At 36.1% G+C, this 12,364-nt stretch carries 11 protein-coding genes; 10 read left to right on the top strand and 1 reads right to left on the bottom strand.

The genetic code is table 11. The features are described 5' to 3' along the window. Positions 1–19 precede the first annotated feature (19 nt). Complete coding sequence (locus TX86_RS14700; RefSeq protein WP_042349546.1) at positions 20–841, bottom strand: Cof-type HAD-IIB family hydrolase; 822 nt, start codon at positions 839–841, stop codon at positions 20–22. Between the two features lie 231 nt (positions 842–1,072). Between TX86_RS14700 and TX86_RS14695 the strand changes: the two genes are divergently transcribed. The 10 genes from TX86_RS14695 (at position 1,073) to argF (ending at position 12,333) form a co-directional block, all read left to right on the top strand. Beyond that, positions 1,073–1,831: a prolyl oligopeptidase family serine peptidase gene (locus TX86_RS14695; RefSeq protein WP_042349544.1), complete on the top strand. Its 759-nt coding sequence runs from the start codon at positions 1,073–1,075 to the stop codon at positions 1,829–1,831. Between the two features lie 73 nt (positions 1,832–1,904). After that, positions 1,905–2,213 (top strand): metal-sulfur cluster assembly factor, encoded by a 309-nt coding sequence (locus TX86_RS14690; protein WP_042349543.1) that lies wholly within the window; start codon positions 1,905–1,907, stop codon positions 2,211–2,213. Positions 2,214–2,245: 32 nt separating this feature from the next. After that, a complete protein-coding gene (locus TX86_RS14685) occupies positions 2,246–2,584 on the top strand; it encodes a DsrE family protein (RefSeq protein WP_042349541.1) in 339 nt (112 codons plus the stop codon). Positions 2,585–2,899: 315 nt separating this feature from the next. After that, positions 2,900–3,934 carry an N-acetyl-gamma-glutamyl-phosphate reductase gene (gene argC / locus TX86_RS14680; RefSeq protein WP_042349538.1) on the top strand — a complete coding sequence of 345 codons (1,035 nt, stop codon included), beginning with the start codon at positions 2,900–2,902 and terminating at the stop codon, positions 3,932–3,934. Between the two features lie 17 nt (positions 3,935–3,951). Next, complete coding sequence (argJ, locus tag TX86_RS14675) at positions 3,952–5,184, top strand: bifunctional glutamate N-acetyltransferase/amino-acid acetyltransferase ArgJ (protein WP_195892894.1); 1,233 nt, start codon at positions 3,952–3,954, stop codon at positions 5,182–5,184. Positions 5,185–5,195: 11 nt separating this feature from the next. Beyond that, entirely contained in the window at positions 5,196–5,963 is a 768-nt protein-coding gene (gene argB / locus TX86_RS14670; RefSeq protein ID WP_042349535.1) for an acetylglutamate kinase, read from the top strand. A gap of 2 nt (positions 5,964–5,965) precedes the next feature. Beyond that, complete coding sequence (argD, locus tag TX86_RS14665; RefSeq protein ID WP_042349533.1) at positions 5,966–7,123, top strand: acetylornithine transaminase; 1,158 nt, start codon at positions 5,966–5,968, stop codon at positions 7,121–7,123. Positions 7,124–7,197: 74 nt separating this feature from the next. Next, positions 7,198–8,280 carry a carbamoyl phosphate synthase small subunit gene (locus tag TX86_RS14660; RefSeq protein WP_042349528.1) on the top strand — a complete coding sequence of 361 codons (1,083 nt, stop codon included), beginning with the start codon at positions 7,198–7,200 and terminating at the stop codon, positions 8,278–8,280. Further along, positions 8,273–11,386 carry a carbamoyl-phosphate synthase (glutamine-hydrolyzing) large subunit gene (carB, locus tag TX86_RS14655; protein ID WP_042349525.1) on the top strand — a complete coding sequence of 1,038 codons (3,114 nt, stop codon included), beginning with the start codon at positions 8,273–8,275 and terminating at the stop codon, positions 11,384–11,386. Before TX86_RS14660 ends, carB begins: the two co-directional genes overlap by 8 nt. Then, on the top strand, positions 11,383–12,333 hold the full coding sequence (argF, locus tag TX86_RS14650; protein ID WP_042349524.1) for an ornithine carbamoyltransferase: 951 nt from the start codon (positions 11,383–11,385) through the stop codon (positions 12,331–12,333). The genes carB and argF overlap by 4 nt, the downstream gene beginning before the upstream one ends. Positions 12,334–12,364 lie beyond the last annotated feature (31 nt).

Below are 12,364 nucleotides of genomic sequence, written 5' to 3'. Positions count from 1 at the left end.
AACACTTGCGCTTTTCTTATTATTGCGCTTTCTTTAAATTAAACTTTTCCTCTAAAAAGATGGCAATACCATCTTGCTCATTTGTAAGGGTCGTTGTATTTGCAATGTTTTTTACTTCTGCAATACCGTTGCCCATTGCAACACCACATCCCGCATACTCTAGCATTTCTAGATCATTGTCTTCGTCACCGAAAGCGATGATTCGATTTTGTGGAATGTTTAGATTCGCAGCGACTTTTTGAATACCAACAGCTTTATTGAGACCAGATTTAACAATTTCAATAACGTGGAATGGGTCTGCCCATCGACGGTGATCAATGACTTCGGCATGTACGTCGGATAAATGCTTCCTAATAGATGAAACATGTTCTTCGTCTGTATGAATGAGCATACTTGTTGGTGATGAACCAAGGTAGCTTCGCAAGTCTCCTATTGTTATTTTAGGATTTCCCATATTAAATATATCGATTAATTTTGGATCATGTTGATGCAAATAAATATCATCTTTTACTTCAGCAATAATATTGTGGTACTTGTAATCATTACAAGCTTCCACAATGTCTCTTGCTACTTTAATATCAAGCGGACTATGATAAAGTCCCCAGTTAGCGTCTAATGGATGGTGAACGAAAGCTCCGTTAAAATTAACAATTGGAGTTTGAAGAGCGAGCTCGTTATAGTACGGTAAACTTGCACGATAAGGTCTACCAGTAGCAATCATAACGTGATGACCTTGTTGAATTAGAGTCCCTAATGTTGATTTTGTTTTTGCTGATATGGTTTTGTCATCTTTTAGTAATGTTCCATCTAAATCTAAGACAATTAAATGTTTTTCAGTCATAAAGCCCCTCCTCTTTTTATCATAATACTACTTTACAGTAGGAATGTTGTAAAAGAAACTTTCTTTCGTTTCCAATTTACAGCATGATATTGTAAATGTATACATGTTCATTGTTAAATATATGTAATTTTCATGTTCTTCTTAGTGTAAACGTTTTATATAATCATTTTAGTATTTAAGTTAAAAGGATATAATGTAGTAGTAGAAAAATGGTATGTTGGGGGAATACATATGGTAATCATCAAGAAAGAAAATATACTTGGCATCCCTTTATTGCATGTCGTAAAACATGAGAAAATGGAAGACAAGCTTCCGTTCGTCATTTTTATTCATGGAATTGCAAGTATTAAAGAAAGAAACCTGCAATATGCATATATGCTAGCGGAACAAGGGTATCGTGTTATATTACCAGATGCTCTTTATCATGGTGAACGTTTGGAAGAGAAACATCTACATGCAGAATTTTGGAAAGTCGTCTTAACGACTATTCATGATATCGAAGTATTGAAAGAGTTTTTTGATGAGCAAGGCTTAATAGAGGAAGGACGAATTGGGGTTGCAGGAACATCAATGGGAGCCATCATTACATTAGGCGCTATGGCGAAATATGATTGGATTCAAACTGCTGTTTCGTTAATGGGTAATCCAGCTTATATTGATTTTGCTAAATTACAATTGCAAGTAATGGAACAAAATAATATTAAAATTCCTTTAACAAATGAACAAATTGAAGAACAATTAAATATGCTAAAAGAATATGATGCTACTACAGACATTTCGGAATGGAATCACCGTCCACTATTATTCTGGCATGGAAAACGTGATACAACCGTACCATATGAAGGGGCATATAATTTCTATGAACAATTAAAGCCTACATATGAGCAAAAGAATATACCATTGTCATTTATTTTAGATGAACAAGCAGGGCATGTTGTTCCGAATAAAGCTGCAGTAGAAGCGGTAAATTGGTTTGTGAAATATTTGTAAGGTATGCAAATTGTCTTTTAGGACAGCCTTATTAATATTTGTTACAATGTAAAAAATAAGGAGTGTGAAAAATATGGATCAAGATTTAAAAGATAATATTATGGGTGCTTTGGAACAAGTAATAGATCCTGAGCTAGGAGTTGACATCGTCAATCTTGGATTAGTTTATGATATTGACTTAAATGATGAAGGAATGGCAACAGTTACAATGACATTGACGTCTATGGGTTGCCCATTAGCAGGTCAGATCGTGGATCAAGTAAGAGTGGCACTAATGGATATTCCTGAGGTGAAAGATTCAACTGTGGACATTGTGTGGAATCCACCATGGTCGAAAGATCGCATGTCTCGTTATGCTAAAATAGCATTAGGCATTTCTTAATGCTCTGACTATTTTAGAGGGTGTGATTAGTAGTGAATAATAAAGTGGTTCTTCTAAGTGCGAACACATTTGGAAAAGGAAATGAAGAGCTTGGTGAAACGTTATTGGAAACATTTTTTACATTATTAAAGCAGCGTGAAGAAATTCCGAAAGCTGTTTTTTGTATGAATAGTGGAGTCCTTTCGTTGACGAGCCAATCGCTTGTTTCTTTACAATTACAAGACTTAGCAGCAAAAGGTACTGACGTTTTTGCGTGTAAAACATGTGTAGATTACTACGATGTGGAAGACAAGATTGTCGTAGGTGAAATCAGCAGTATGGCACACTTTATTGAACTTGCTAGTCAATATGAAGTTATAACAATTAACTAAGAAAAGACCGTCCAAAATTATGGACGGTTTTTTCTTTATGGGAATAATGAATATTCGTTGCATAAAAATAATGAAATATACATTAGTAATATGTTTAATGTTTTAACACTTTAGTAAGTGGAAATATCGAAAAGTCTATTTACATTGACTTTTCAACACTACGCTAATAAATAGGTCAAAAATACATTTTCTTTAGAAAAGTTAAAAATTTATAAAAATTCAATTGCATTTATTTTTATTCACACTTATAATAATGTAAATATAAACGGTAATGCATTGTTTTTATGTATTCTTTCAAAGGGGGGCGAAGATTAAATGAATGTTTCTATAGTAGGCGCGACGGGATATAGCGGGCTAGAGTTAATAAGAATTCTAGATAATCACCCGCATTTTAATATAGTGTCACTTCATTCATCATCGAAGGCAGGTCAGTATATACATGAAGAAAATCCACATCTCATGCATATAAATCTAATGTTGGAACCAATTAATCCAATCGAAATAGCTAAGAAAAGCTCGATTGTTTTTCTAGCGACTCCAGCGGGGGTATCGGCTGAATTAACACCACAATTTATCGAAGCTGGCGTTAAGGTGGTCGATTTATCTGGTGATTTAAGGCTTGAAAATCCAGAATCTTATAAACAGTGGTATAAAAAAGAAGCAGCTTCGATTGATACACTAGCACAAGCAGTGTATGGACTTAGTGAATGGAATGCGGCGAATATTAAAGGTGCCCATGTAATCGCAAATCCGGGTTGTTATCCAACGGCAACATTGCTTGGGTTAGCGCCATTATGTCAAAAGAATTGGTGTGAACCTAATAGCATTATTATTGATGCAAAATCGGGCGTATCTGGTGCAGGAAGAACGCCATCATTAAATACGATGTATAGTGAATTGAACGAAAATTTCAAAATTTACAAAGTGCATCAACATCAACACATTCCTGAAATTGAGCAACAATTGAACAAATGGCAAGAAGATATAACAACAGTTGAATTTAATACACATTTAGTTCCTATGATTAAAGGGATTATGACAACAACATATGTTCAATTGAAAGAAAATGTGACAACAGCCCAATTAGTAGATTTATATAAAGAAGTATATCAAGATCATCCATTCGTAAGGGTTATGCCGGAAGGACAGTATCCATGTACGAAACAAGTAGCTGGATCGAATTTCTGCGATATTGGTGTGAGTATTAATGAAAGAACAAGAAGAGTAACAATCGTTGCTGTAATAGATAATTTGGTGAAAGGAGCGGCAGGTCAAGCGGTACAGAATGCGAATATATTAAGTGGCTACGAACAAACAGCTGGCCTTAAACAAGTACCGCAGTATCCATAAACCTGCTTGTGATGAAAATGAATACAACGACATTTAATAGCAGCATTAAAGAAATTCAAGGTGGAAATATTTTAAGTGCCAAAGGTTATAAAACGGGCGGGTACCATATGGGTCTACGCAATAATAAAAAAGATTTAGGAATTATTGTATCTGATAATTTAGCAAATGCAGCTGCGGTTTTCACTAAATCTATTACGCAAGCAGCTCCTATTAAAGTAACAAAAGAGACAATGGCTCAAGGTGCAAAGATTCAGGCGGTCATCGTTAATAGTGGAAATGCAAATGCAGCAACAGGTGAACAAGGTATGCTTGATGCATATGAGATGAGAAATTTAGCGGCTAAGAAGCTGGGAATTGAAAATACACAAGTTGCCGTAGCATCTACAGGTGTAATTGGGCAACTATTGGATATGGATAAAGTTAAATCAGGTATCGAGCAGATTGAATTTCAAAATCTAGCAGAGTGTGCTGCTGATTTTGAGACAGCTATTTTAACTACAGATACTTTCCAAAAGCATTGTGCATTTCAAGCGGAGATTAATGGAGTAACTGTAACTGTTGGTGGTGCAGCTAAGGGGTCAGGAATGATTCATCCTAATATGGGAACAATGCTTGGATTCCTTACATCTGATGCGAATGTTTCTTCGGAAAATTTACAATTGGCATTATCACAATGTATTGATTCGACATTTAATCAAATTACAGTTGATGGGGATACATCGACAAATGATATGGTGATTCTTTTAGCGAACGGTCAAAGCAATTGTGCTGAGTTAACACCAAGCCAAGAAGGCTGGGCTACATTCGTTGAATTAGTGGCATTAGCTTGCAAAGATTTATCAAAGAAAATCGCAAGAGACGGTGAAGGTGCAACGAAGTTAATTGAAGTGAATGTGGAAGGAGCACAATCAGTAAGTGATGCTCGTGCATTAGCTAAAACAGTGGTAGGTTCAAGTCTGGTGAAAACAGCTATCTTCGGAACAGATGCAAACTGGGGACGTGTTATCGCTGCTATGGGACGTGCAGGTGTTCCGTTTAATCCGGAAGATGTAACTATTTACTTTGGGGATATCGTTGTATTACAAAACAGTACGCCAGTTAATTTTTCTGAAGAAGACGCTAAAGCGTATTTAGAGCAAGAAGTGGTTGTCATTAAAGCGGTATTAAACGAAGGTGAAGCAAAGGGAACGGCTTGGGGCTGTGACCTAACGTATGATTATGTCAAAATCAATGGTAGTTATCGTTCGTAGGGAGGCACATTATGAAAATTCTACTTATAAAGCTAGGAGGAAGCATTTTAAATGAATTGCATGAATCCTTCTTTACAAGTTTAAAAGATTTACAGGCGGAAGGATATAAGCTTGTCTTTGTTCATGGTGGTGGCCCTGATATAAACGAAATGCTAGATGCATTACAAATCGTACCAGAGTTTCACAACGGTTTGCGAAGAACAACCAAAGATGTATTAGATGTAGTTGAGCTAGTGCTATCAGGAAAAACCAATCGAACGCTCGTGTCCTTATTACAAAAGTATGGTTTCTCAGCAATTGGACTTCATGGAAACGATGCTAATCTTCTACAAGGAGATTATATTGATCAATCAGCTTTAGGTGAAGTAGGAGAAATCACAAATGTTAATAGTGATTTAATTATGAATATCCTTTCTTTAGATCTTGTACCTGTTTTAACACCATTAGCGCTTTCTGAGAATGGAAAGACGTTAAATGTAAATGCAGATATGGCTGCTGGGGCAGTTGCAAAGGCATTGAATGCGGAAAGCTGTGTGTTTGTTACAGATGTAAAAGGTGTTCTAGAGAACGGTGCATTAGTAGAACGTATGACTTTAGATGAAGCAGAACAGTTAATTGAAGATAAAGTAATATATGGTGGTATGATTCCAAAGGTAAAGACAGCTCTTAAAACATTACAAACAGGTATTGAGCATGTGCGAATTGTAAGTGGTAAAGAGCATTTTTTTGAAAGTGGAAAATGGGTAGGAACGTCATTTGTAGAGAAAGTGAGGGTTTAACAATGAGTCATGTATTTCCAACATATGCAAGATGGAATATTACACCTGAAAAAGGTGAAGGAAGTTGGCTAACAGCGACAGATGGACAAAAATACTTGGATTTTACAACTGGAATTGGTGTATTAAACCTAGGACATTGTAATAGTAAAGTAAAGGCAGCGGTTCAAAAACAATTAGATCAATATTGGCATACATCAAATTTATTTCAACAACCAAATCAAGAAGCGTTGGCTACAAAGCTAGCAGAGACATCTGGATTAGATGCAGCGTTCTTTTGTAATAGTGGAGCAGAGGCGAATGAAGCTGCTATTAAACTAGCAAAGAAAGCGACAGGAAGAAAGAAAATTGTAACATGCGTACAATCATTCCATGGTCGTACATTTGCTACAATGGGTGCGACAGGTCAAGAAAAAGTACGAATTGGTTTTGGCCCAATGCTCGATGCGTTTGAATACATTACTTTCAATAATGAAGAAGAAGTGAAAGCTGCGGTTGATGAGAATACAGCAGCAATCATGTTTGAAATCGTTCAAGGTGAAGGCGGTATTAATCCGGCGACAGAAAGTTTTTTGAAAACCGTTCAAGAAGTAGCGAAGAACGTTGGTGCATTAATTATTATTGATGAAGTGCAAACAGGTATCGGACGAACTGGTAAGCCATTTGCGTTCCAAAACTTTGATTTTCAACCAGATATCGTAACTTGTGCAAAAGGACTCGGTAATGGATTGCCAATCGGTGCAATGCTTGGAAAAGCTGAGTTGAAAGAACATTTCGGTGCAGGAACTCATGGATCGACTTTTGGAGGAAATCCAATTAGCACAGCTGCTGCAATTGCCGTACTAGATGAATGTTTCCAAGATGATTTCTTACAAGAAGTTGTTGCGAAAGGCGAGTTAGTAAGAAGCAAGTTAAAAACAGCATTAAGTGATGTTCAACTGGTTAATGAAGTAAGAGGATTAGGTTTAATGATTGGTATTGACTTGAAAGTAGATGCAGGACCATTAGTTCTTGAATTACAAAAGGAACAATTACTTGTATTAACTTCAGCGCCACATGTAATGAGATTATTACCACCACTTACTGTAACAATTGAAGAATTAGACCTAGCAATTGAAAAAATTAGTACACTATTGAAGAAAGTACCTACGCCAGCCGTATAAGGCTGAATATTTTTTGATGGATATGAATAAAAATTCTTATATTTAAATAAATATTCATCAATAGAGGTGAGAGAATGAAAGGCTATTTACATTTACAAAATGGAGAAGTATTTACTGGAAAATGGCTTACTAGTCAACCACAGACTGTTATTTCAGGAGAAATGGTGTTCTTTACTGGAATGACAGGGTATCAAGAGGTACTTACAGATCCTTCATATAAAGATCAAATTGTAGTATTCACTTATCCGTTAATCGGAAATTACGGAATTAACAAAAGTGATTTTGAAAGCATTAAACCGCATGTTGCAGGTGTGATTGTTCATCGTGGAGATATGATGCATTCACATTATGATGCTGAAATGTCGATTGTTCAGTATTTAAATAAATGGAATGTCCCAATGTTAGGAAACGTTGATACACGTGCTGTAGTAAAGCGAATTCGTACAAAAGGCTCGATGCCAGCTTACATGAATACAACAGCTGAATTTAATGTCTCTGAACAGAATTTCCATGCAGATTCACCTGTGCCGCTTGTGTCACAGCAACAAATGGAAGTTCATGGTGATGGCAATCATCATATTGTCCTAATGGATTTTGGCTTTAAGAAATCAATTTTAACGTATTTGTTGGAGAAGGGCTGTAAAGTAACGGTGGTACCTTACAATACAACAGCTGCTCAAGTACATGCTCTGAAACCAGATGGTATTCTCCTATCAAATGGTCCTGGGGATCCTGTGGATATGTTGCCATATATTGCAGAAATACAAGCTATTGCATCAAGCTATCCAACTATGGGGATTTGTCTTGGTCATCAGCTTATATCGTTAGCATTTGGTGGGAAAACGAAGAAATTATTGTTCGGCCATAGAGGAGCTAATCAACCAGTTGCAGATATTTTCAATAAATCAGTGTTTATGACTTCTCAAAATCACAGCTATGTTGTAGATGAAAAAAGTTTAGAAGGTACAGAATTACAAGTACGCTTCAAACAAGTAAATGATGGATCAATTGAAGGGGTACAACATAAAACCTTACCAATTATTACAACTCAATTCCATCCAGAAGCAAATCCAGGTCCAGCAGAAAGTGCTGTAATATTTGATGAATTTTTACAAAAAGTGAAAAGTTCTAGCGGGAGAGAAAAAGTGTATGCCTAAAGATACGTCCATTCAATCTATACTCGTTATTGGTTCAGGTCCAATTGTCATCGGTCAAGCGGCAGAGTTCGACTATGGTGGTACGCAGGCTTGTCTAGCTTTAAAAGAAGAAGGCTATAAAGTTATTTTAATTAATAATAATCCTGCTACGATTATGACAGACGAAACAAATGCCGATATTGTATACTTTGAGCCATTAACGAAAGAAGCAATTACAAAAATTATCGCAAAAGAACGTCCAGATGGTTTACTAGCAACACTTGGCGGTCAAACAGGGCTAAATTTAGCTTATGAATTAGATGAAGCTGGTGTACTAGAGAAATTTAATGTGAAGTTGTTAGGAACTCCGATTGATTCGATTAAAAAAGGTGAAGATCGTGAATTGTTCCGTCAGCTTATGTTTGAAATTAATGAACCAGTTCCAGATAGTACAATTGTTCACACATTAGAAGAAGCTGTTGCCTTTTCTAAAGAAATTGGCTTCCCAATTATTGTACGTCCAGCTTATACGCTTGGTGGTACAGGTGGCGGTATTGCTGCAGACATGGATTTATTTAAAGAACTTGTACGTGGTGGCTTACAAGAAAGTCCGATTACACAATGTTTAATCGAAAAAAGTATTGCTGGATTTAAAGAAATTGAATACGAAGTAATGCGTGATAGTTCTGGTACATGTATTACAGTTTGTAACATGGAAAACATTGACCCAGTTGGAATTCATACGGGTGATTCGATTGTAGTTGCTCCGTCTCAAACGTTAACAGATGAAGAATTTCAAATGTTACGAGGAGCGTCTATTAAAATTATTTCGGCATTAGGTATTATTGGTGGCTGTAATATTCAATTTGCATTGGACCCTAACAGCAAACAATATTATTTAATTGAAGTAAATCCAAGGGTTAGTCGCTCGTCAGCGCTTGCTTCTAAAGCAACAGGATATCCGATTGCACGTTTAGCAGCTAAGTTAGCAGTAGGTTATCAGCTTTCTGAGATTAAGAATCCTGTAACGAAAACAACATATTCTAGCTTTGAACCAGCACTTGATTATGTAGTAGTGAAGTTTCCGCGTTGGCCATTTGACAAGTTCCAACAAGCTAACCGTAAGCTAGGAACACAAATGAAGGCAACAGGAGAAGTAATGGCAATCGATCGTAACCTTGAAAGTGCCATTCAAAAAGCTGTTTCTTCACTTGAAAGTAAAAATGTCGGCTTGAAGCTAGCACGTTTGGAAATCTTATCTGTTAATGAATTAATTGAAGAAATGAACGCTAGCAATGACGAACGATTCTTTATTCTTTTAGAGCTAATTAGAAAAGGTATGACAATTGAAGCTATACATGAGGCTACAAAAATAGACTTTTTCTTTTTACATGTATTTCAAAAGCTTATTCAAACAGAACAGTTCATTGATACGCGCGATTTAGAGACGATTACAGATGAAGAACTAGCTGATTTGAAAGAAATGGGCTTCTCAGATCGATATTTAGCACAACATTGGAATGCTACTGAAAGTGATGTTCGTGCAAAAAGAAAAAGTCTAGGGATTGTTGCGGCTTATAAAATGGTTGATACCTGTGCTGCTGAGTTCGCTTCACCAACAAGTTATTACTATAGCTCGTATAATGGCGAAAATGAACAAGCACCATCTGACCGTAAAAAAGTATTAATTATTGGTAGCGGTCCAATTCGAATCGGGCAAGGAATTGAGTTTGATTATTGTTCAGTTCATAGTGTACTTGCATTACAAAGTGAAGATATTGAAAGCATTATGATTAATAATAATCCAGAAACAGTTAGTACCGATTTCGCTACAGCAGATAAATTATACTTTGAGCCATTAACACTAGAATATGTATTAAATGTAATCGAAGCTGAGCAAATTGAAGATGTTATTGTTCAATTTGGTGGTCAAACTGCTATCAACTTAGCTCAATCTTTAGAAGAAGCTGGTATCAATTTGTTAGGTACTTCTTTTGATACGGTAGACCAATTAGAAGATCGTGAACGCTTCTATGATTTACTGGAAGTATTGGATATTCCACACGTTCCTGGTGCGATTGCTGAGAACCAAACAGAACTATTAGATTGGGCTGATAAATTAACATATCCTGTTCTTGTTCGTCCATCTTATGTAATTGGTGGAGCCGGTATGGATATTTATAATAGTAGAGAAGAGTTAGAAGCGGGAACGCAGAATAAATTATATCCACTTCTAATTGATAAATATGTACCAGGTAAAGAAGCGGAAGTAGATTTAGTTGCGGATGGAAAAGACATCTGCATCCCGACACTTGCTGAACATATCGAGAAAGCAGGTATTCATTCTGGGGATAGTATGGCTTATCTTCCAGCACAAACACTTTCACAAAATGTGAAAGATAAAATTGTAAAATATGCAGAACAAATTGTTCAGCACTTAAATTATAAAGGATTAATGAATATTCAATACGTTATCTCAGGTGATGATGTATACGTGTTGGAAGTGAATCCGAGAGCGAGTCGTACGATTCCAATCATTAGTAAAGTGGCGAATGTACCATTAGTGCAAATTGCTACAAAAATATTGCTTGGGAAATATTCATTGTCTGAATTAGTCGACAAAGTTGGTTTACTTGAAGAATTGCCATACTACGTTGTGAAATATCCTGTCTTTTCAACGTTTGCTTTAAGTGGCTTAGATAGTAAATTAGGACCGGAAATGAAATCGACTGGTGAAGGTATTGCTATTGGTGAATCTAAAGCAGAAGCGCTAGCGAAAGCTTTTGAATTCTTAGAGAAAAGCATTCGTACCCATGGCAATGAAGTATATATTGCTCCATCTGTAACTCTTTCTGAAGAGCTGCTTGCGGAAATGACTGAAGTAGGATTAACACCAGTATCAGATATTGATATAGATGAGTGGCTAAAAAGTAGAAAAGGTAAAGTATTACTATCATTAGCCGATGATGAAAAAATAGCTCGTATTAAAGCAGCTAAATATCGTTTATTAACTTTTACAAGCATTGAAACATTTGAAGCATATGTGAAAGCAGCATCAAATACAGATACACCAATCGTATCTTTAGAAGATTGGCATGAAAAACTAGTAAAGGGTGTGACCATATGAGTTCAGCGACAAAACAAAAAATCTTAAATAGTAAAGATTTCTTATCATATGACGGCGTATCAACAGATCAAGTATTAGAGTTATTACAACTTGCAACAGAAATCAAAACAAAGCTTAAAAATGGTGAAGCTTATGCTCCACTTAGTGGGAAAACATTAGCGATGATTTTTGAAAAGTCTTCAACTCGTACTCGTGTATCTTTTGAAGTGGGAATGCTTCAATTAGGTGGTCATGCTTTATTCCTTTCTAATAAAGATTTACAAATTGGTCGTGGAGAAACAATTGGTGATACGGCACAAGTGCTATCTGAATATGTAGATGGGATTATGATACGTACATTCGAACATGAAAAAGTAGAAGAACTAGCTAAATTTGCTGCTATTCCAGTTATTAATGGGTTAACTGATTTATCTCATCCATGTCAGGCATTAGCAGACTTATTAACAATCCAAGAAATTAAAGGAACGTTAAAAGGTTTGAAAATGTCGTATGTTGGAGATGGAAACAATGTAGCACATTCATTAATGATTGCTTGTGCAAAAGTAGGTATGAATTTCGCTATTGCAGCACCAACAGGGTATGAAGCAAATAGTGAAATTATTGCTGAAGCGAAGAAAATTGCTGAAGAAACCGGCTGTACAATTGAAGTAACTACAAATCCTCAATTAGCAGTCAAAAATGCAGATGTTATTTATGGTGATGTATGGACGAGCATGGGGCAAGAAGCCGAAAATCAAAAACGTCTTGCCGATTTTACAGGCTATCAAGTAAATGCTGAGCTTGTAAAAGGTGCAAAATCAGATTACATTTACATGCATTGCTTACCGGCACACCGTGAAGAAGAAGTATCAGCAGAAATTATTGATGGACCAAACTCAGTAGTGTTCCATCAAGCAGGAAATAGAATGCACGCTCAAAAAGCATTGCTAGTAGATTTAATGTCATAATATAAAAAGCAGTTTGAATTACCTACTAGGT

The sequence above is a fragment of the Bacillus massiliigorillae genome (genome assembly GCF_000380245.2).
Taxonomy (GTDB): Bacteria; Bacillota; Bacilli; order Bacillales; family DSM-1321; genus Bacillus_AD; species Bacillus_AD massiliigorillae.
The sequence above is the reverse complement of the archived record's forward strand: the minus strand, read 5'-3'. Positions and strand labels throughout refer to the sequence as shown.

What these genes read in the sequence shown, in the direction of transcription:
- TX86_RS14700 (WP_042349546.1), bottom strand. Translation starts at nt 841, where the DNA reads ATGACTGAAAAACATTTAATTGTCTTAGATTTAGATGGAACATTACTA.
- TX86_RS14695 (WP_042349544.1), top strand. Translation starts at nt 1,073, where the DNA reads ATGGTAATCATCAAGAAAGAAAATATACTTGGCATCCCTTTATTGCAT.
- TX86_RS14690 (WP_042349543.1), top strand. Translation starts at nt 1,905, where the DNA reads ATGGATCAAGATTTAAAAGATAATATTATGGGTGCTTTGGAACAAGTA.
- argC (WP_042349538.1), top strand. Translation starts at nt 2,900, where the DNA reads ATGAATGTTTCTATAGTAGGCGCGACGGGATATAGCGGGCTAGAGTTA.
- argJ (WP_195892894.1), top strand. Translation starts at nt 3,952, where the DNA reads ATGAATACAACGACATTTAATAGCAGCATTAAAGAAATTCAAGGTGGA.
- argB (WP_042349535.1), top strand. Translation starts at nt 5,196, where the DNA reads ATGAAAATTCTACTTATAAAGCTAGGAGGAAGCATTTTAAATGAATTG.
- argD (WP_042349533.1), top strand. Translation starts at nt 5,966, where the DNA reads ATGAGTCATGTATTTCCAACATATGCAAGATGGAATATTACACCTGAA.
- TX86_RS14660 (WP_042349528.1), top strand. Translation starts at nt 7,198, where the DNA reads ATGAAAGGCTATTTACATTTACAAAATGGAGAAGTATTTACTGGAAAA.
- carB (WP_042349525.1), top strand. Translation starts at nt 8,273, where the DNA reads ATGCCTAAAGATACGTCCATTCAATCTATACTCGTTATTGGTTCAGGT.
- argF (WP_042349524.1), top strand. Translation starts at nt 11,383, where the DNA reads ATGAGTTCAGCGACAAAACAAAAAATCTTAAATAGTAAAGATTTCTTA.